The following is an 18,398-nucleotide window of genomic DNA, read 5'->3' as shown; positions in this document are numbered from 1 at the left end:
AATGCGCCAACGTATGTCGTGGTGAGGCTGGTTTCACGCGATTTGGGCATTTTCTTAACGACTCTTTAATTCCAGATCAAGTGTGGCTACTATCGGGTCACCAGCCGTTTTTTGTGCCTCCCTTTTGGGGCACGTCGGTTGGACTCAGCACACAACCCAAGATCCATGGAGAGAGAGCCCATGAAGTTGAACAGCAACAAGCTGCGCGATGCAGTGTGCGTTGCGCTGGCCGCCAGCGCCGCATCCGTTGCCGGTACCGGGGTGGCGTCTGCCCAGACCGCCACCAACCTGGACCGCATCGAAGTCACCGGTTCGCGCATCCGTACCGTCGACGTCGAAACCGCCCAGCCGGTCCTGACCCTCAACCGCGCTGACATCGAGAAGCAGGGTTTCTCGTCGGTCGCTGACATCCTGCAGAACATCAGCGCCGTGGGTACGCCGCCGATCAGCCGTGCCCAGCCGCTGTCCTCGGGCGAAGCCGTCGGCGGCACCTACATCAGCCTGCGTGACCTGGGCGCCACCCGCACCCTGGTGCTGCTCAACGGCAAGCGCCTGGGCATCACCACCGGTGGCCTGCAGGACATCTCGACCGTGCCGGTCTCGGCCATCGAGCGCATCGAAGTGCTGAAGGACGGCGCTTCGTCGATCTACGGTTCCGATGCCATCGCCGGCGTCATCAACATCATCACCCGTACCAACTTCGAAGGCGCCACCGGCAGCGTCTACTACGGCCAGTACAGTGAAGGCGACGGTGCCACCCGCACCATGGACTTCACCATGGGCGTGAAGGGTGAGCGCGGTTCGCTGACCATCGGTGCCGAGTACGCCAAGGAAGACAAGGTGCGGGCGGCCGATCGTCCGTACGGTGCGTTCCCGCGCAGCTCCAACCACCCGGACTTCGGTTGGACCACCGTCGGTGAGTTCGGCGGTTTCGTCAGCCGTCCGGCCGATGGCCTGCCGGGCGTCACCTATCCGGCCGCCAGCGCATCCAACCCGAACCGCGAAGTGCGCGTGATCCTGCGTGAGGGTGGCAACGCGAACAACAAGGCCGACTACGTCGCGCAGAACGTCAACAGCTTCTCCACCAAGGACAAGACCAACACCAACCTGCAGACCGACCTGCGTACCCCGCAGGAACGCCGTGCAGTGTTCGTCGATGGCATCTACGACCTGACCGACAACGTGCGCCTGCGCACCAACATGCTGTACAGCTTCCGCGATTCGAACCGCCAGATCGCCGGCTACCCGTACGGCGCACTGGCCTTCGGTTCGCCGATTTCGGCCAGCAGTGTGTTCAATCCGCTGGGTGCTGACATCGCCAACTGGTGGCGTCGTACTTCGGAAGTGCCGCGCAACACCCGCGCCGAGCTGACCACCTTCCGCTTCAGCGGCGGCCTGGAAGGCAGCTTCGAGTTCTCCGACCGCCTGTTCGACTGGGATGTCGGCTACCTGTACAACAACAACAAGCTGGTCCAGACCAGCACCGGCGACCTCAACCTGACCGCGCTGCGTGCGGCGGTGGGTCCGTCCTTCATCAACAGCAGCGGCGTGGCGCAGTGCGGTACCGTGGCCAACCCGATCGGGCTGAACCAGTGCGTGCCGTACAACCCGTTCCTGCATGCCGGCATCCAGAGCAACGGTGCCAACGGCGCATTGACCGGCAACACCGCCCTGCAGAACCTGCTGTTCCCGTCCGCGCACTCCACCGCCGAGACCACCACCAAGGTCATCACCGCCAACCTGGCCGGCAGCCTGTTCACCCTGCCTGCCGGCGACCTGGGCTTCGCCGTGGGTGTCGAGCACCGCAAGGAAACCGGCAGCTTCAGCCCGGACGCGCTGGTGCAGTCGGGCAACACCTCCGGCCTGGCCAACTTCCCCACCGGTGGTGGCTACAAGGTTGACGAAGTCTATGCCGAGTTCAACGTGCCGATCCTGGCCGACCTGCCGGGCGCCCGCGAGCTGAGCCTCAACGCGGCCACCCGCCATTCGGACTACGACACCTTCGGCACCACGCTGAACAGCAAGTTCGGCTTCAAGTGGAAGCCGATCGACTCGCTGCTCATCCGCGGTACCTGGGCGGAAGGCTTCCGTGCCCCGACCATCGCCGACCTGTACAGCGGCGGTTCGCAGTCGTTCGACTTCTTCACCGATCCGTGCGATTCGGTCTACGGTGCGGCGCGCACCAATCCTGCGGTGCGTGCCCGTTGCGCCGCCGCACTGCCGGCCGGCGTAAATGCAGCCAACTTCCGCCAGCAGCAGCAGGGCTTCACCCCGACCACCGCTGCATCGTCGCAGACCCCGCTGGCCTTCGTCTCCGGCTCCAACGACCAGCTGACCCCGGAAACCTCGACGTCCAAGACCCTGGGCTTCGTCTGGAGCCCGGGTTTCATCCAGAACTTCAACATGTCGCTGGACTGGTGGGAAATCCGCGTCGAGAACACCATCATCTCGGACACGGCCAACCTGATCCTCAACGACTGCTACATCAACGACATCGCGGCACGCTGCTCGGCGTTCACGCGTGACCCGGTGACCGGCATCGTCAACAACCTCAAGCGCACCGGCATCAACGCCGGTTACCGCGAGGTGGAAGGCTTCGACCTGGATGTCAGCTACCGCCTGCCGACCGATCGTTTCGGCAACTTTAGCGCGCAGTGGACCAGCACCTACACCTCGCGTGATGACCTGGTCACCACCAAGAACGCGGTCACCCACCCGAACCCCCGCACCGGCGTGGGCTGGGCTGGCTACGCCTTCCGCGTGCGTTCGAACCTGAACCTGGGTTGGGAAATGGGTGACTTCGGCGCCAGCTGGACCGTCCGTTACTTCTCCGGCATGAAGGAAGCGTGCCTGAGTGCCGTGACGTTCCCGGAAGAGTGCAACCTGCCGAACTACGCTTCGCCGAACAACCAGGGCGTGGCGGTGGGCAGCGCGACCAACCAGCGTGGCGCGACCGTATTCAACGACGTCCAGCTGCGCTGGAACGCACCGTGGAATGCGACCGTGGCCGTGGGTGCCAACAACGTGTTCGGCCGCGTGGGCCCGACCATGTACAGCCAGCCGAGCGCGAACGTCTCCTACTACGGTGGCTTCGACATCGGTCGCTTCCTGTACATGAAGTACACCCAGCGCTTCTGATCGCGGCGTAATATGTATGTGTGACATGGCCACGCCCCGAAAGGGGCGTGGCTTTTTTCATGGGGCAGCCAGGCTTGATGGCGCAGGCCTTTGCGCAGCCGTGCTGGACCAGGCCGCGCACAGGCGCTTGCGCATCGCCGCGTGGTGGCGGCGAGGTGTCATTACGGGGATGGGCGAAGGGAGCGCGCGCGGAAACGTCGCGGTGAGGCAGCAGGGAGCTTACAGGTCCTGCTCGTAGCGCACGTACGGCACGGTGCCGTCGTCGTTGCTTTCGTTGCGTGGCGAGAACGGATTCTTGCCGCGGCTGATCACGTTCTCGGCGCCCACGGTGAGCTGGCCGGACCATGGCGTGCGCCAGGTCAGGCCGATACCCAGGCCTTCCCACTTGCCGGGCTTGCCGGGCACGTCGATGACGCGGCCGATGATGCTGCCGGTGAAATTGCCGTAGCCGGCGCCGATGCTCAGGCTCTTGCTGTCCCAGCGGTCGGCAATGGCCGGCGAGGCGTCGGCCAGCGGCACCAGGCGGGCCTTGGCGTAGGTGCCGGCGATGGACACGAAGCCTTCGCGGCCGATGTTCTTCTGCGCGAACACGGTCAGGTCATTCTGCTCGGCGCGCAGCGAAGGGGTCTTGTTCGGGCCTGCCAGCCATGCCGGCAGGGTTTCACGGCCGGTGCCGGCGGTGATGCCGAGGCGGCTGCTGCCACGGTTCAATGCGGCGGTGCCGGTGAAACGCCGGCTGTTGAGGTCGTCCTCGTCGCCGAGGCTGGCCAGCATGCAGTGGCTGGCCAGGCCGCTCATGCTGGTCCCGCTGCTGCTGCAGAGCAGGCCCAGCGAATCGCCGGAGGACAGGCCAAAGGCCGCATCCAGCGAGTTGCGGCCGAAATGCCAGCGCGCCCCGGCCGCCTGCTCACCGGTCGGCTCCAGGTACAGCAGGGCCTCGACCTTGCCGCTGCCCTTGTTCCATACCGGCAGCACGGTGCGGGTGTCCTTGCTCTGCGCATGCACGCCCGTGATCGCGCCAAGGGCGATCATCATGGCCAGCGGTAGACGCAGGAAGGTACGCATCGGACCAGTTCAGACAGGGACGGACAACGGAAGTTCCCGTGGGGACGGGAACTTGATCCTAGGGTGTTTATGAATTCTTAACAAGCCTTGATCCTCCCCAGGTACAAGACTGCCGTTCATTGAAGCCGTTCAGGCGCCGGTACAGCCCCCTGGGCGCCGTGGAACAGTATGCCGAACTCCGTCAATGGAAAGTGATACTCACGCCCGCAGAATTCGCAACGGACCTCGACGGCGCCGGTGTCTGCAGCCGCTGCACGGGCCTCTTCCTCACCCAGCGACTGCAGCATCGCCGCCACCCGCTCGCGGGAACAGGAGCAGGCAAAGGACAGCGGCTTTTCGCCCATCAGCGCCGGCTTCTCTTCGTGGAACAGGCGGTGCAGCAGCTGCTCGGCCGGGGTGGCCAGCAGTTCAGCCTTGCCCAGGGTCTCGAACAGGGCGCTGGCGCGCGCCCAGCCGTCCTCGTCGCCCTCGTCGCCCGGCAGCTTCTGCAGCAGCAGGCCGGCGGCACCATTGCGGTCGGCCGCCAGCAGCAGGCGGGTCGGCAGCTGCTCGGACTGGCGGAAGTAGTCCTCGAAGGCCTCGTCCAGTTCCGGCGCGGTCAGTCCGACCAGGCTCTGGTAGCGCTGTGGTTCACGCGGGTCCAGGCCGGGGTTCTCGATGGTGATGGCGAGGATCGCGTCATCGCCCAGGCTGGACAGGTCGCGCGGCGCGTCGCCGCCTTCGCTGAGCTGGGCGATGCCGCGCAGGGTGCCGGCGGCGGTGCATTCGGCGAACAGGGTGCGCAGGGCAGTGCTGCTGCGCAGCTGGATCGACAGGCGTCCATCGATCTTGGTATGGCCGGTGAACAGCGCCGAGGCCACGCAGGCCTCGCCGAGCAGTTCGGCGGCGGTATCCGGGTACTCGGCGTGGGACAGGATCTCCTGCCAGGTAGCCTGCAGGCGCACGTGGACGCCGCGGACGCCGGCGTCGGGGAGCAGGAAGCGGATCAGGGAATCGGAGTTGGCGGTCATCGGCTCACATCGCGCGTAAACGGGGGCAGTTGCCGGATAATGCGCCGACAACCAGATAGAAGAAGGATGCACCAGTAATGGGGGCAGGGGGAGAGCAGCACAAGGTGGAAGCTGTCGTAGAAGGCCCGCGCCGCAGGCGCTGGCGCTGGAAACGGCTGCTGTGGCTGCCGGTGCTGCTGGCTGCTTTCAGCTGCCTGCAGGTCCTGGTGCTGCGGTTCATCGACCCGCCCGTGTCCATGGTGATGCTGTGGCGCTATGGCGAGGCGCTGGGCGAGGCCGATTGGTCCTATCGCCTGCATTACCAGTGGCGCGACCTTGACCAGATGGCGCCGAGCCTGCCGATTTCGCTGGTGGCCGCCGAGGACCAGCGTTTCCCCGACCACAACGGCTTCGACCTGCAGGCCATCGAGAAGGCCCGCGACCACAATGCCAAGGGCGGGCGACTGCGTGGCGCCAGCACGATCAGCCAGCAGGTGGCCAAGAACCTGTTCCTCTGGCAGGGCCGCAGCTGGATCCGCAAGGGGCTGGAGGTCTGGTACACCGTGCTGATCGAAGCGCTGTGGCCAAAGGAGCGCATCCTGGAGATGTACGCCAACATCGCCGAGTTCGGTGATGGCGTGTACGGAGCTCAGGCGGCGGCGCAGAAGTTCTGGGGCAAGGACGCGGCCAGGTTGAGCCCGGCCGATAGCGCGCGGTTGGCGGCGGTGCTGCCGGCACCGCGGCGCTACAACGCCGCAAAGCCAGGGCCGTACGTGCAGCGGCGCGCCGCCTGGATCCAGCGGCAGGCACGGCAGCTGGGCGGGGCCGCGTACCTTTCGGAAGAGTGAGCGCGCGCCGCCTGATCTACGGCCGGCGGCAACGTACAATCCGGGCATGACCCGCGAACGGCTCACTTTCGTCATCGCCGCCTACAACGAGGCCCTGGCACTGCCGTTGCTGCATCCGCGGTTGTGCGCGGTGCTCGACGCGCTGCCCGACATCGACGGCCACATTCTGTACGTGGACGACGGCAGCCATGACGGGACCTGGGAGGTGATCGCCCGCCTGGCCCAATCCGACGCGCGGGTCTCCGCGCTGAAGCTGTCGCGCAATTTCGGCAAGGAAGCCGCACTGACCGCTGGCCTGGACCTGGTGCGCGAAGGGGCGGCGATGATCCTGGATGCCGATGGCCAGGACCCGCCGGAGATTGTGCCGCAGTTCGTCGCGCGCTGGCGCGAGGGCCATGACAACGTCTATGGCACGCGCCTGGCGCGCGATGGCGAGGCCTGGATCAAGCGTGCCACGGCGGCGATCTTCTACCGCGTGATGGGGCGCCTTTCGCGTACGCCGATCCCGGCCGATACCGGGGATTTCCGCCTGCTGTCACCACGCGCGCTGAGTGCGCTGCGCGAGATGCGTGAGCGCCATCGTTTCATGAAGGGGCTTTTCAGCTGGGTGGGTTTCAAGCGCGTGGCGGTGCCCTATCACCGCCACGCACGCGTGGCCGGCACCAGCAAGTTCAGCCTGTGGCGGCTGTGGAACTTCGCCCTGGAAGGCATTACCGGGTTCTCGACCGTGCCTCTGCGCGCGGCGACCTACCTGGGGCTGGCAACCGCGGCGGTGGCCTTCGTGTTCGGCATGTGGGTGATCGTCAAGGCCGCGCTGTACGGCGACCGGGTGGCGGGCTGGCCGACGATGATGGCGGTGATCCTGTTCCTGGGCGGGGTGCAGTTGATCGCGCTGGGCCTGATCGGTGAGTACCTGGGGCGCCTGTACGAAGAGTCCAAGCAGCGGCCGTTGTACCTGGTTGACGCGTGGCTAGCATCCGCCGTGGCAGACTCGGCCCTGCAACCCACCCTCGGAGGGCAGGCAGATGACCACGGTACGGCAACTGTTGGACGGCAAGTCTCCTGAAGTACATGCGGTCGCGCCGGATGCGGCGGTGATCGATGCGATCCGGTTGATGGCGGAAAAGGGCATTGGCGCGGTCCTGGTGATGGACGGGCCGCGGTTGGTCGGGATCCTTTCGGAGCGCGATTACGCGCGCAAGATCGTGTTGCGTGATCGTTCTTCGCGCGATACGGCGGTGGCCGAGATCATGACGACGCAGGTGGTGACGGTGTCGCCGGGCGAACAGGTGGAGCATTGCCTGCAGCTGGTGACCGACTACCGCATCCGCCACCTGCCGGTGGTGGAGGGCGTGCAGGTGCTGGGGGTGATTTCCATTGGCGACCTGGTGAAGTCGGTGATCGATGCGCAGCGCAGGGAGCTGGATCAGCTGCAGCAGTACATCGTGGCGGGATGAGTTTTTCGCTGGCGGGCCTGCGGCCCGCCGGCCCGCTTTTCGAAGCCAGAGCCACAGCCAAAGCCACAGCAGCGCCTTCCTGATACGTTGGGAGGCGGAGGGTGCGGCTGGGCAGGACACGCCGTAAACCCATCCATGGGGCTCGATGGCGCCATCCATGGCGCCAACGGTCCTGCCCAGCCGCACCCTCCGCCTCTGGACACATTTCTGCCAGCGCGGTGCGTACATGCGCGGTGCCTCGCCCTTGGTAGCGGCCAACCTTGGTTGGCAACAGCTTTTGACTTTGCTTTTTTCTTTTGACTTTGAATTTCCGCTCTCGTTCCGCGCGCGCAGGAAACTGTCGGAAGGGGGACGGGTGACGCAGGCAGGACCGTTGGCGCCATGGATGGCGCCATCGAGCCTACAGGGACGTACTTGCGGCGTGTCCTGCCTGCGTCACCCGTCCCCCTCAGGCCGCGATCAATGCAGGCGCCGCGAACAACGCTGTAAACCTACTTCGCATACTGCCCCCCGCAGTCGGCATCCTTCCCCGGCCCCAGTTCGATCGTCGCCAGCAACGCCGCCGGCGGGGCGATGCTGCCCAGCGCCAGGGCCACGGCGCCACGAATACCCAGCGCCTTGAAGTCCGGGCGGAACGACGGGTCCTTGAACGTGCCACTGATACGCAGCGGAGAGCGCAGCACCAGGATGCTCTTGTCCTTAGGGCGCGGTTTCAGCAGCAGGTCCAGGGTCTCGTCGCGCAGGCTGACCGTGCCTTCGCCGATGAGGATCGTGTCGGTGGTATCCACCGCCAGTGCCTGGCTGGTCATCAGGCCGTCGCGCACGCCGAAGTCGGCGAAGGCGCAGCGCAGGGGGATCTGCTTGTCGCCGGTCACCAGGAATTTCAGCGATTCGGTAATGTCCAGCCCCGCCAGTTCCATTACCAGGTTACCGACATGGCCGCGGCCCATCGCCAGGCCGACCTTGCCATCGCTGCTGCCCAGCATCGCGGCGATCGAGTTGCCACGGCCGCTCAGGTCCACTTCGCCGCCGATGCCGCCCTTGGCCTGCTCGGCCAGCTTCGCGTCCGGGAGCAGCTGGCCCAGCTGCACGCCGCGCACGCTGGCCTTCAGCGCGGTGCGGATCTGCGGCTGACGTGCATCCATGCGGATCGTGCTGCGGATATCGCCGCCGGCCACGCCGAAGTTCAGCGGGTCCAGCCGCAGCACGCCGTCATCCAGCAGCAGGTGCGCGTCCATGTCGTCCAGTGGCAACGAGGGCGCGTTGATGCGGTGGGCCTTCCAGCGCACGTCGGCATCCATCGCACGCAGCTTGCCGAGGTTGTAGGGCGTGTCGGGCAGCACGCGTGCACGGGCAGCAACGCGTGCGGCCTCGGCCTTCTGTTCTGCGTTGGCGGTTTCGCCGCCGCCGGTCTTCGGTGGCGCGCCGACGAAGCCGGCCAGGTCATCGAAGTCCAGGCGCCTGGATTCCAGTGTCGCGGTCAGCCGTGGACGGTCGCGTCCCACCTCGAACTGCAGGTTGCCAGCGAGGTCGCTGTCACCGACCTTGCCGGTGAAGCTGTCGTAGCGCCAGACGTTGTGGTCGCGCTTCAGGCGTCCGTCCAACGCATAGGGCGGTGAGGGCGGGATGGCGATGCCGAGCAGCGGGTAGAGATCGGCCAGATCCTGGCCACTGAGCGCGAACTGCAGGTCGAACACGCGCAGCTGGAAGGGGTTGGTGAGCGTGCCGCGGGCCACTGCGTGGGTGGCACCGGCGCGGCCGTCGAGGTGGATGCGGAACGGGTGGTCGCTGTCGGTCAGTTCCAGCGGTGATTCGGTACCGCCCTGGAGGGTGAACGGGTTGCCCTGCCAGCGGCCCTTGCCCCGCACCAGCAGCGGCGGCGAGGCATCGGCCTGTTTCGGTTGGCCGCTGCGCACGCCCACGCGGATGTCGGTGCGGCCCAGTGCGTCGAGGAACTGCAGCCGGCCGTCGTCGATGCGCAGGCGCTTGAGTTGCGGGCTGGTGCCGCCAGCGCTGTCACCGAGGAAATCCCAGTTGCCCGGCTCGCCCTTGCGCGGGGCGGTTTCCAGCAGCACGTCCGGTCGGGTCAGGCGCACTTCCGGCAGCTGCACGCTGCCGCGCAGCAGGGGCCATACCCGCACGTCGATCTCGACGCGGTCGGCCGTGGCCATATTCGGCTGCTTCGCCCAGGCGGCATTGGCGAAAGTGATCGCATCGGCACGGATGGTGCTGGTGCGGCCGAGGTCGACATCCAGGTGGCCGATGTGCAGTGCACGACCGGTGCGTGCATGCACCGCGCGCTCGACCGGACCCTTGAACCAGTTCCAGTCCCACAGCGCGATCACCACCAGGATCACTGCCAGCAGGAAGACCAGGACCGTGAGCCAGCGCCGGCCGCGCGGGCCAGGTCTGCGGAGGCGCCAGCGGCAAGCGCGCGTTGCGGCAGGGGAGGCGGCAGCATTCACGCTGCCATGGTTGCCCCTTCATCGTGGACGGGGCGCGAAGCGTCCATGTGCGTGGTGTGCACAACCCGCGCCGTTACAGCACCTGCATGGTCACCGCGACGAAGTGGCAGACGCTGCCGCCGATCACGAACAGGTGCCAGATCGCGTGCGAATAGGGGATCGATTCGCGGTGATAGAAATAGGTGCCCAGCGTGTACGACAGGCCGCCGGCCAGCAGCCAGCCCAGCGTCCAGCCGTCGATCGAGGCCAGCATCGGCTTGATGGCCACGATCACCAGCCAGCCCATGGCGATGTAGATGCCGGTGGAAAGCGCCTTGAAGCGGCCGGTGTAGAACAGCTTGAACACCACCCCGGCCAGGGCCAGGGTCCAGATCGCGGCGAACAGGCCCCAGCCCCACGGGCCACGCAGGCCGATCAGGGTGAACGGGGTATAGGTGCCGGCGATCAATACGTAGATTGCGCAGTGGTCGAACACCTTCAGGCGGCCCTTGGCGACCGGGTGCTGGATGGCGTGGTACAGCGTGGAGGCGGTGTACAGCAGCAGAAGCGCAATGCCGAATACGATCGCGCCGGCCAGCTGCCAGCCATCGCTGTAGATGGCGGCCAGGGTGATCAGTACCGCACCGGCGCCCAGGGCGAGCACGGCACCGAGGCCGTGGGTCAGGGCGCTGGCGATTTCTTCGCGGATCGAAGCAACGGAAGTCGTGGACATGGCGTAGGCATCGTTCGCGGGGAGGGGGACCCGCACCCCCCTATCATCGCCGCGATGGGCGGCGTCTGCACGCCCGTCACCGTATGGTCGATGAATTGCCGGCCTGCGCCGGGTCCATGGTAGATCCACGCCATGCGTGGATGAACGCCCGGCACTGCAGGAGTCAGAGCCCTTTCCTGCGGAAAGGGATCCGACCGCGTGGCATCAGCCCGCCGAAACCGTATGCGCCGCTTCGCGGGTGGCCGAGAAGCGCACGTCCGGCGAGCGTTCCTGCGCCAGCTGAAGGTTGACCCGGGTCGGTGCCAGGTAGACCAGGTGGCCGGCCGCATCCAGTGCCAGGTTCAGTGCGTTCTTCTCGCGGAACTCTTCCAGCTTCTTTTCGTTGCTGCAGTGGACCCAACGCGCAGTAGTCACGCTGACCGGCTCGAAGGTGGCTTCCACGCCGTACTCGTCCTTCAGGCGGTACGCGGCCACGTCGAACTGCAGCACACCGACCGCACCCAGGATCAGGTCGTTGCTGGTCAGCGGGCGGAAGAACTGGGTCGCACCTTCCTCGGACAGCTGGGCCAGGCCCTTCTGCAGCTGCTTGAGCTTGAGCGGATCACGCAGGCGTGCGCGACGGAACAGCTCCGGGGCGAAGTTCGGAATACCGGTGAAGGTGACCGCTTCGCCTTCGGTGAAGGTATCGCCGATGGAAATGGTGCCGTGGTTGTGGATGCCGATCACATCGCCCGGCCACGCTTCGGCGGCGATTTCACGATCGCTGGCCATGAAGGTCAGCGCGTTGGCCAGCTTCATTTCCTTGCCGGTGCGCACGTGGAAGGTCTTCATGCCGGCGCTGAAACGGCCCGAGCAGACGCGCATGAACGCCACGCGGTCACGGTGCTGCGGGTCCATGTTGGCCTGGATCTTGAACACGAAGCCGGTCAGCTTGTTCTCTTCCGGGGCAATCTCGCGGCCGGTGGTGGAGCGTGCCTGCGGCGACGGCGCATGCTCGACGAAGAAGTCCAGCAGCGGCTGCACGCCGAAGTTGTTCACGCCCGAGCCGAAGAACACCGGGGTCTGCTTGCCGGCGCGGTAGGCCTCCAGGTCGAACGGGTGGCTGGCGCCCTGCACCAGTTCCAGTTCGTCGCGCAGGTCGGCCAGCATCTGTGCACCGATCTTCTCGGCCAGGCCGGGGGCATCGATGGACGGGAAGATGGTCGAGTCCTGGCGGGTGAAGTTGCGGCCCGGTTCGTACAGGTGCACTTCGCCGGTGAGCAGATGCACCACGCCCTTCAGGCGCTGGCCCATGCCGATCGGCCAGGTGACCGGGGCGCACTGGATGCCCAGCACGGTTTCCACTTCATCCAGCAGCTCGATCGGGTCCTTGCCCTCGCGGTCGAGCTTGTTGATGAAGGTCATGATCGGGGTATCGCGCAGGCGGCACACTTCCATCAGCTTGATGGTGCGCTCTTCCACGCCCTTGGCCACGTCGATCACCATCAGCGCCGAGTCCACCGCAGTCAGCACGCGGTAGGTGTCCTCGCCGAAGTCGGCGTGGCCGGGGGTGTCGAGCAGGTTGACGATCTTGTCTTCGTACGGGAACTGCATCACCGAAGAGGTGACGGAGATGCCGCGTTCCTTTTCCAATGCCATCCAGTCGGAGGTGGCGTGGCGGGCGGCCTTGCGGCCCTTGACCGAACCGGCCATCTGGATCGCGCCTCCGAACAGCAGCAGCTTTTCGGTCAGCGTGGTCTTGCCGGCGTCAGGATGGGAAATGATGGCGAAGGTGCGGCGACGCGACGCTTCGTTGGCGACTTCGGACATGGCAGTGGCGCCCGCCCGGGGCGCTTTTCAAAGAGATAAGCGCCCGATTATACCGGCCGGGGCCGTTCAGCGCCCGATGCCGCCCTCGGCCTCGCCCTGGCGGGCGAACTGCAGCTGGCCCTGCTCGGCGAAGATGCGTGCCGGCACCGAACGCAGGCCCATGCCGCGGTTGACCTGCACCACGAAGTGCAGGTGCGGTGCGCTGCTGAAGCCGCTGTTGCCGGACAGGCCGATCGGCTGCCCGGTGCCCACCGCCTGGCCGCGACGCACGCGCATGCCGCCGGCCTGCAGGTGGCCGTACAGGGCCATGCTGCCGTCGCTGTGCAGCACGCGGATGAAGTTGGCGCGGGCACCATCACGTTCGCGGTCCTGGCCGTTGCCTCGGAAGCCATCCTGGATCTGCATCACCGTGCCCTCGCGCGCGGCCAGCACCAGTGTGCCCTCCGGCAGTGCGAAGTCGACCGCGTCGCGGTTTTCCTCGTCGTCGTGGCTGAACCGGCCCTGCGGCGCCTGGTCCACGCGCGGGCGTGCATCATCGAAGGGCAGGCGGTAGGCCACATCCTCGGCCTGTGCGGCGGGGTTGCCTGGTACCGACTGCAGGCGCAGGTCCAGCATCGGGCCGTTGACCGGCGCGGGGAGGTGGCCGACGACCAGGCTGCTGTCGCCCTGTATCAGTGACTGCACCGGCAAGCCGTCGACCGGGTGCCCAGGGGCGGCGCGCAGTTCGATCTGCAACGGCCCGGCCAGGGTGTTGTCGATCCGGGCCTGCCACTGTTCGCCGATCGACTGCAGGCGCAGCTGGGCCATCGGAAGGGGGGCCTTCGCCTCCGCGCTGGCGGGGGCAGGCGCCTTCGGCAGCATCCCCCAGCCCTGGCGCCAGTCGCTGGCGCCGGCAGAGGCGCTGGCCAGCAGCGGCAGGAGCAGGCAGGTCAAGGGCAGGCGTGGCATCAGCGGATTCAGGAAAACGGACCGTCCGGACTGTACCCGATCCTGAACGGAGCGACCGCGACGCCTCTCGCATACCTGTTGCGAAAATATTCATCGCTTTATCCGCATGAAGGGATTGACAGCGCCCGGAAGCGCTGGCATCGTGGCCTCACCATCGAGACCGGCAGAGGGACAGGCCCTTTGAAGCCGGGGCAGCCCGCGGATGCGAAAGCGTTCGCGTAGGTGCCAAATCCTGCGGGGACCGTGGCGTCCACCGAAAGATGGTTCGATCCATGCACCGCACGTGCATCTCGAACGCGAGCCCCGCGAAGGCTCGATGGCCGATTCCCCAACCGGATCCCGCCATGAGCTTCGCTGCCAGTACCGCCGTTCGCCCCGAACCCTTTGTCCCCGTCAGCGTGCCGGTCGAAGACCGCGTGCATGCCGAGCGCGGTGAGTTCGCCGCGGTGCTGTCGATGCGTCACGCTGGCCCCAGCCCGGTGCGCCTGCGCTATGAGTGGGTCGGCCCGGCCAATGCGCCGGTGGTGGTGCTGGCCGGCGGCATCTCCGCCCATCGCCATGTGGCGTCCAACGCACAGTTCAGCGAGAAGGGCTGGGCCGAAGACCTGGTCGGCAGTGGTCGCACGCTGGATCCGCAGCAGTTGCGCGTACTGGCGTTCGACTTCATCGGGGCCGACGGTGCGTTGGACGTGCCGATCGATACCGCTGACCAGGCCGATGCGCTGGCACTGCTGCTGGATCATCTGGGTATCCGCACGCTGAAGGCCTTCGTCGGCTACTCGTATGGCGCGCTGGTCGGCCAGCAGTTCGCGATCCGTCATCGAGCCCGGGTGCGCCAGCTGGTGCTGGCCAGCGGCGCGCATCGTCCGCACCCGTATGCCGCGGCCTGGCGCGCACTGCAGCGCCGCGCCGTCGCCCTCGGCCAACTGCAGTGCGGCGAAGACCACGGCCTGGCGCTGGCCCGGCAGTTCGCCATGCTCAGCTACCGCACCCCGGAAGAGTTCGGCGAGCGCTTCGACGCCGCGCCGGAAGTGATCAACGGCCGCGTGCGGGTCGCCGCCGAGGACTATCTGGACGCCGCCGGCGCGCAGTACGTCGCGCGCACGCCGGTGACCGCCTACCTGCGCCTGTCCGAATCGATCGACCTGCACCGCGTGGACCCCGCCGCCATCCTGCCGCCGACCGTGGTGGTCGCGGTGGAGGGTGACCGCCTGGTGCCGCTGGCCGACCTGGTCGGCCTGGTCGAGGGGCTGGGGCCGCGCGGAAGCCTGCGCGTGCTGCGCTCGCCCTATGGCCACGACGCCTTCCTCAAAGAAACCGATCGCATCGACGCGATCCTCGCCACCGCCTTCCGCACCTCTGGAGAGTCCGCATGAGCCTGCACGCCAACGAGCCGTCCTGTAGCCGCACCACTGCCGCCGTCCGTGCCGGCATCGATCGGGACACCGCGCATGGCGCGGTCACGCCGCCGATCGTGCTGTCGTCGAACTTCAGCTTTGAAGGCTTCGGCAACAAGCGCCAGTACGACTACACGCGCAGTGGCAACCCGACCCGCGACCTGTTGGGTGAAGCGCTGGCCGAGCTGGAAGGCGGTGCGGGCGGCGTGATCACCGCCACCGGCATGGGCGCGATCAACCTGGTGCTGAACGCGCTGCTTCAGCCGGGCGATACCCTGGTCGTGCCGCACGACGCGTACGGTGGCAGCTGGCGGCTGTTCAATGCGCTGGCGAAGAAGGGCCATTTCGAGCTGGTCACCGCCGACCTGACCGATCCGCGCGCGCTGTCGCAGTCGCTGGCCACCCAGCCGAAGCTGGTGCTGGTGGAAACGCCGTCCAATCCGCTGCTGCGCATCACCGACCTGCGCTTCGTCATCGATGCCGCGCACAAGGCAGGTGCTCTGGTTGTGGTCGACAACACCTTCCTGTCGCCGGCCCTGCAGCAACCACTGTCGTTCGGTGCGGATCTGGTGCTGCATTCCACCACCAAGTACATCAACGGCCACAGCGACGTGGTGGGTGGTGCGGTCGTCGCGCGCGATCCGGCACTGCATGAGCAGCTGGTGTGGTGGGGCAACGCGCTGGGCCTGACGGGTTCGCCGTTTGATGCCTTCCTGACCCTGCGTGGCCTGCGCACGCTGGATGCGCGCCTGCGCGTGCATCAGGAGAACACCACGTCGATCGTTGCGCTGCTGGATCAGCATCCGGCGGTCGGCCGCGTCTATTATCCGGGTCTGGCCGATCACCCGGGCCACTCCATCGCTGCTCGCCAGCAGAGTGGCTTTGGCGCGATGCTGTCGTTCGAACTGGCGCACTGCGCGGGTGATGATCCGCACGCGGCGGTGCGCGCGTTCGTCGATGGCCTGCGCTGTTTCACCCTGGCCGAATCGCTGGGCGGCGTCGAAAGCCTGATCGCGCACCCCGCCACCATGACCCATGCGGCGATGACCGCCGAAGCGCGTGCTGCGGCCGGCATCAGCGAAGGCCTGCTGCGCCTGTCCGTTGGTATCGAGGCCGAGCGTGACCTGTTGGCCGATCTCGGCGCCGCGCTGCAGCGTGCCGAAGCGGTGATTGATGCGGCTGCGCGCCGCAAACAGGTGGTGGATGCATGAGCGCGCTCGCCGCAGAAATTCCTGCTCTGGGCGTGGGACGCCTGGCGCTGCTGGGCACCGGCACGGTCGGCTCGGCCTTCGTACAGCGTTACCAGGCATTGCGGGCGCGTGGGCTGGAACTGCCCAGCGTGCAGTGGCTGGCCAATTCACGCACTGCGCTGGAGATCGATCGTGACCTGGCCTTGCCGCTGGAACTGGCACGGCGTGCACCGCGCGATGGCCAGAGTTCGCCACCGTGGGCGAGTGCGGAAGGACTGGAGCGTGGCGACGTGGTGGTCGACGCCACCGCCAGCGAAGACGTGGCCGCGCGCCACGTGCAGTGGCTGGCGCGGGGCGTGCATGTGGTGACCGCCAACAAGCTGGGGCGTGGTGCGCAGCTGGCCCGCGCGCAGGCCATTGCGGAAAGCTGTGCCGACAGTGGCGCACGCTATGGCGACAGCGCGACGGTGGGCGCGGGCCTGCCGCTGTTGAGCAGCCTGCGTGCACTGGTGGCCGGTGGCGATCACATCCATGCCATCGAAGGCGTGCTGTCCGGTTCGCTGGCGTGGCTGTTCCATCGTTATGACGGCCAGTCGCCGTTCTCGGCGGCGGTGCGCGAGGCGCTGGCTGCCGGCTACACCGAGCCCGATCCGCGCCTGGACCTTTCCGGTGAAGACGTGCGTCGCAAGCTGCTGATCCTCGCTCGCAGCAGCGGGTTGGCGCTGGATGCGTCGCAGGTAGAGGTGGATTCACTGGTGCCTGAAGCGCTGGCAGCGCTGCCGCTGGAGGATGCGGTGGCGGCGCTCGAGCAGCTGGATGCGCCGTTGCAGGCGCGCTGGCAGCAGGCGCATGACAATGGCCGCGTGCTGCGTTTCGTTGGCCGTGTTGATGGCGAGGGTGCGCAGGTGGGCCTGCGTGAGTTGCCTGCCGATCACCCGTTGGCGCAGGGCGCGGGCACCGACAATCGGGTGGCCATCCACAGCGATCGCTATCACCGCCAGCCGTTGTTGATCCAGGGCCCGGGCGCGGGCGCGGAAGTCACCGCCGCCGCGCTGCTGGATGACGTGTTGCGGATCGTCGGCTGATCGCACTGCTTCTGTAGAGCCGAGCCCATGCTCGGCTGCTACTGGCTAGATCCCTCTTGCTGGATAAGCCGAACATGGCTCGACTCTACAGGGGAGGGCTGCCGTTCAATGCGCCTTCAATGCCTTCAGCAACGCCGCGTTGAACTGCTTCGGGTCCTGCACCTGCGGCGAATGGCCCAGTTCGGCGAACTCGATCAGCGTCGCGCCGGGAATCGCCGCGGCTGCCGCCTTCCCGAGCACCGGATAGTTGCCCAGCGTCGCCTTCACCGCTGGTGGCGCCAGGTCGCGACCGATCGCGGTGCGGTCCTTCTGGCCGATGAACAGCGTGGTCGGCACCTGAACATTCTTGAGTTCGTAGACCACCGGCTGGTTGAACACCATGTCCGAGGCCAGTGCCTGGCTCCATGCAACGGCCTGCTTGCCGGGCCCTTCGTACATGCCCGACTGCATCCGTGCCCACGGTTCATACGCCGGCTTCCATTTTCCGTCGTAGTACACGTCCAGCTGGTAGCGGCGGATGCTGTCATAGCTGATGTTCATTTCGCCGGCGTACCACGCGTCCACGCTGCGCCAGGGAACACCCAGCGCCTTCCAGTCTTCCAGCCCGATCGGGTTGACCAGTGACAGGCTGCGCAGGTCCTGCGGGAACATCAGCGCATAGCGCACCGCCAGCATGCCGCCCATCGAATGACCGACCAGGTGCACCGGGACATCACCCAGTTGCAGCTGTTGCAGCAGGGCATGGGTGTTGGCGGCCAGCTGCGCGAACGAATACTGGTAACGCTCGGGCTTGCTGGATTTGCAGAAGCCCACCTGGTCCGGGGCGATCACCCGATAGCCGGCGGCAACCAGTGGCTTGATCGATTCCTTCCAGGTGGCGGCACAGAAGTTCTTGCCGTGCAGCAGCACCACCACGCCGATGGGTGCCTTCTTCGGCGCGATGTCGAGGTAGGCCATTTCCAGCGGCTGCCGCTGCGATTCCAGCGCGAAGGTCTTCACTGGATAGCCGTAGTCGAAACCCTCCAGCCGCGGCCCGTAAGTGGGTGCGGCCAGCGCAGGCAGTGGAAGGCAGGCAAGCAGGGCGGCAGCGATAACGCGCATGGGGCAGTCCTGGGTAGGGGAGCCCCGAGCCTAACCGGAACGCAGTGACGGTGTCGTCCGACCGGGCAAGGGCGACGAGGTAGAGTCGACTGTTAGGCGACTACCTTCCCCACAACGAGCGAAAATCCCGCGCCGCGCGCGATAGTCGACCAACGGTCGACTCTACCTGCGGCCCGGCGCCATCGCGCCGGGAC

The 18,398-nt window shown here is 66.8% G+C and carries 14 protein-coding genes and 1 riboswitch; of the genes, 7 read left to right on the top strand and 7 right to left on the bottom strand.

The window, feature by feature from the left end; genetic code table 11:
* The first annotated feature begins 180 nt into the window (after positions 1-180).
* The gene (locus tag AC5P9P_RS08025) at positions 181-3,138 is read left to right on the top strand and encodes a TonB-dependent receptor domain-containing protein (RefSeq protein WP_033834033.1); all 2,958 of its coding nucleotides are present in this window, start codon (positions 181-183) and stop codon (positions 3,136-3,138) included.
* 219 nt (positions 3,139-3,357) lie between these two features.
* Here the strand turns inward: AC5P9P_RS08025 and AC5P9P_RS08020 are convergent, their stop codons facing one another.
* Positions 3,358-4,170 carry an XOO1806 family protein gene (locus AC5P9P_RS08020; RefSeq protein WP_024956328.1) on the bottom strand — a complete coding sequence of 271 codons (813 nt, stop codon included), beginning with the start codon at positions 4,168-4,170 and terminating at the stop codon, positions 3,358-3,360.
* Positions 4,171-4,319: 149 nt separating this feature from the next.
* The gene (gene hslO, locus AC5P9P_RS08015) at positions 4,320-5,213 is read right to left on the bottom strand and encodes an Hsp33 family molecular chaperone HslO (RefSeq protein ID WP_005414237.1); all 894 of its coding nucleotides are present in this window, start codon (positions 5,211-5,213) and stop codon (positions 4,320-4,322) included.
* 77 nt (positions 5,214-5,290) lie between these two features.
* On the opposite strand from hslO, the gene mtgA reads away from it, so the two are divergent.
* The 3 genes from mtgA to AC5P9P_RS08000 are packed head-to-tail and all read left to right on the top strand — an operon-like array spanning position 5,291 to position 7,497.
* Positions 5,291-6,040, top strand: coding sequence for a monofunctional biosynthetic peptidoglycan transglycosylase (gene mtgA / locus AC5P9P_RS08010; protein ID WP_005410686.1), 750 nt, complete (start codon positions 5,291-5,293; stop codon positions 6,038-6,040).
* A 46-nt stretch (positions 6,041-6,086) separates the two neighbouring features.
* Positions 6,087-7,106, top strand: a complete 1,020-nt coding sequence (locus tag AC5P9P_RS08005) for a glycosyltransferase family 2 protein (RefSeq protein WP_012481027.1) — start codon at positions 6,087-6,089, stop codon at positions 7,104-7,106.
* Positions 7,066-7,497, top strand: a complete 432-nt coding sequence (locus AC5P9P_RS08000; protein ID WP_033834030.1) for a CBS domain-containing protein — start codon at positions 7,066-7,068, stop codon at positions 7,495-7,497. Before AC5P9P_RS08005 ends, AC5P9P_RS08000 begins: the two co-directional genes overlap by 41 nt.
* 491 nt (positions 7,498-7,988) lie before the next feature.
* Here the strand turns inward: AC5P9P_RS08000 and AC5P9P_RS07995 are convergent, their stop codons facing one another.
* The 4 genes from AC5P9P_RS07995 to AC5P9P_RS07980 form a co-directional block, all read right to left on the bottom strand.
* Positions 7,989-9,962 carry an AsmA family protein gene (locus AC5P9P_RS07995; RefSeq protein ID WP_495232681.1) on the bottom strand — a complete coding sequence of 658 codons (1,974 nt, stop codon included), beginning with the start codon at positions 9,960-9,962 and terminating at the stop codon, positions 7,989-7,991.
* A gap of 73 nt (positions 9,963-10,035) precedes the next feature.
* A complete protein-coding gene (gene trhA / locus AC5P9P_RS07990) occupies positions 10,036-10,674 on the bottom strand; it encodes a PAQR family membrane homeostasis protein TrhA (RefSeq protein ID WP_010482744.1) in 639 nt (212 codons plus the stop codon).
* A 204-nt stretch (positions 10,675-10,878) separates the two neighbouring features.
* A complete protein-coding gene (locus AC5P9P_RS07985) occupies positions 10,879-12,483 on the bottom strand; it encodes a peptide chain release factor 3 (protein ID WP_049404528.1) in 1,605 nt (534 codons plus the stop codon).
* A gap of 66 nt (positions 12,484-12,549) precedes the next feature.
* Positions 12,550-13,431 (bottom strand): M23 family metallopeptidase, encoded by an 882-nt coding sequence (locus AC5P9P_RS07980; protein ID WP_495232680.1) that lies wholly within the window; start codon positions 13,429-13,431, stop codon positions 12,550-12,552.
* A gap of 148 nt (positions 13,432-13,579) precedes the next feature.
* Positions 13,580-13,698, top strand: a riboswitch (SAM riboswitch).
* Between the two features lie 77 nt (positions 13,699-13,775).
* On the opposite strand from AC5P9P_RS07980, the gene metX reads away from it, so the two are divergent.
* From metX to AC5P9P_RS07965, 3 genes are read left to right on the top strand one after another with little or no spacing between them, the layout of a single operon-like run.
* Entirely contained in the window at positions 13,776-14,807 is a 1,032-nt protein-coding gene (gene metX, locus AC5P9P_RS07975; protein ID WP_005410679.1) for a homoserine O-succinyltransferase MetX, read from the top strand.
* Positions 14,804-16,039, top strand: coding sequence for an O-succinylhomoserine (thiol)-lyase (locus AC5P9P_RS07970; RefSeq protein WP_049432013.1), 1,236 nt, complete (start codon positions 14,804-14,806; stop codon positions 16,037-16,039). The genes metX and AC5P9P_RS07970 overlap by 4 nt, the downstream gene beginning before the upstream one ends.
* Positions 16,036-17,103, top strand: coding sequence for a homoserine dehydrogenase family protein (locus tag AC5P9P_RS07965; RefSeq protein WP_049404532.1), 1,068 nt, complete (start codon positions 16,036-16,038; stop codon positions 17,101-17,103). Before AC5P9P_RS07970 ends, AC5P9P_RS07965 begins: the two co-directional genes overlap by 4 nt.
* 105 nt (positions 17,104-17,208) lie before the next feature.
* Here the strand turns inward: AC5P9P_RS07965 and AC5P9P_RS07960 are convergent, their stop codons facing one another.
* Entirely contained in the window at positions 17,209-18,204 is a 996-nt protein-coding gene (locus AC5P9P_RS07960; RefSeq protein ID WP_012481022.1) for an alpha/beta fold hydrolase, read from the bottom strand.
* Positions 18,205-18,398: the final 194 nt, after the last annotated feature.

The organism is Stenotrophomonas sp. YJH_SMC_14-1, from assembly GCF_059372275.1.
This window is presented reverse-complemented; position numbering and strand designations above follow the sequence as displayed.

What these genes read in the sequence shown, in the direction of transcription:
- AC5P9P_RS08020 (WP_024956328.1), bottom strand. Translation starts at nt 4,170, where the DNA reads ATGATCGCCCTTGGCGCGATCACGGGCGTGCATGCGCAGAGCAAGGAC.
- AC5P9P_RS08005 (WP_012481027.1), top strand. Translation starts at nt 6,087, where the DNA reads ATGACCCGCGAACGGCTCACTTTCGTCATCGCCGCCTACAACGAGGCC.
- AC5P9P_RS07960 (WP_012481022.1), bottom strand. Translation starts at nt 18,204, where the DNA reads ATGCGCGTTATCGCTGCCGCCCTGCTTGCCTGCCTTCCACTGCCTGCG.
- trhA (WP_010482744.1), bottom strand. Translation starts at nt 10,674, where the DNA reads ATGTCCACGACTTCCGTTGCTTCGATCCGCGAAGAAATCGCCAGCGCC.
- AC5P9P_RS07985 (WP_049404528.1), bottom strand. Translation starts at nt 12,483, where the DNA reads ATGTCCGAAGTCGCCAACGAAGCGTCGCGTCGCCGCACCTTCGCCATC.
- hslO (WP_005414237.1), bottom strand. Translation starts at nt 5,213, where the DNA reads ATGACCGCCAACTCCGATTCCCTGATCCGCTTCCTGCTCCCCGACGCC.
- AC5P9P_RS07980 (WP_495232680.1), bottom strand. Translation starts at nt 13,431, where the DNA reads ATGCCACGCCTGCCCTTGACCTGCCTGCTCCTGCCGCTGCTGGCCAGC.
- AC5P9P_RS08025 (WP_033834033.1), top strand. Translation starts at nt 181, where the DNA reads ATGAAGTTGAACAGCAACAAGCTGCGCGATGCAGTGTGCGTTGCGCTG.
- metX (WP_005410679.1), top strand. Translation starts at nt 13,776, where the DNA reads ATGAGCTTCGCTGCCAGTACCGCCGTTCGCCCCGAACCCTTTGTCCCC.
- AC5P9P_RS07965 (WP_049404532.1), top strand. Translation starts at nt 16,036, where the DNA reads ATGAGCGCGCTCGCCGCAGAAATTCCTGCTCTGGGCGTGGGACGCCTG.
- AC5P9P_RS08000 (WP_033834030.1), top strand. Translation starts at nt 7,066, where the DNA reads ATGACCACGGTACGGCAACTGTTGGACGGCAAGTCTCCTGAAGTACAT.
- mtgA (WP_005410686.1), top strand. Translation starts at nt 5,291, where the DNA reads ATGGGGGCAGGGGGAGAGCAGCACAAGGTGGAAGCTGTCGTAGAAGGC.
- AC5P9P_RS07970 (WP_049432013.1), top strand. Translation starts at nt 14,804, where the DNA reads ATGAGCCTGCACGCCAACGAGCCGTCCTGTAGCCGCACCACTGCCGCC.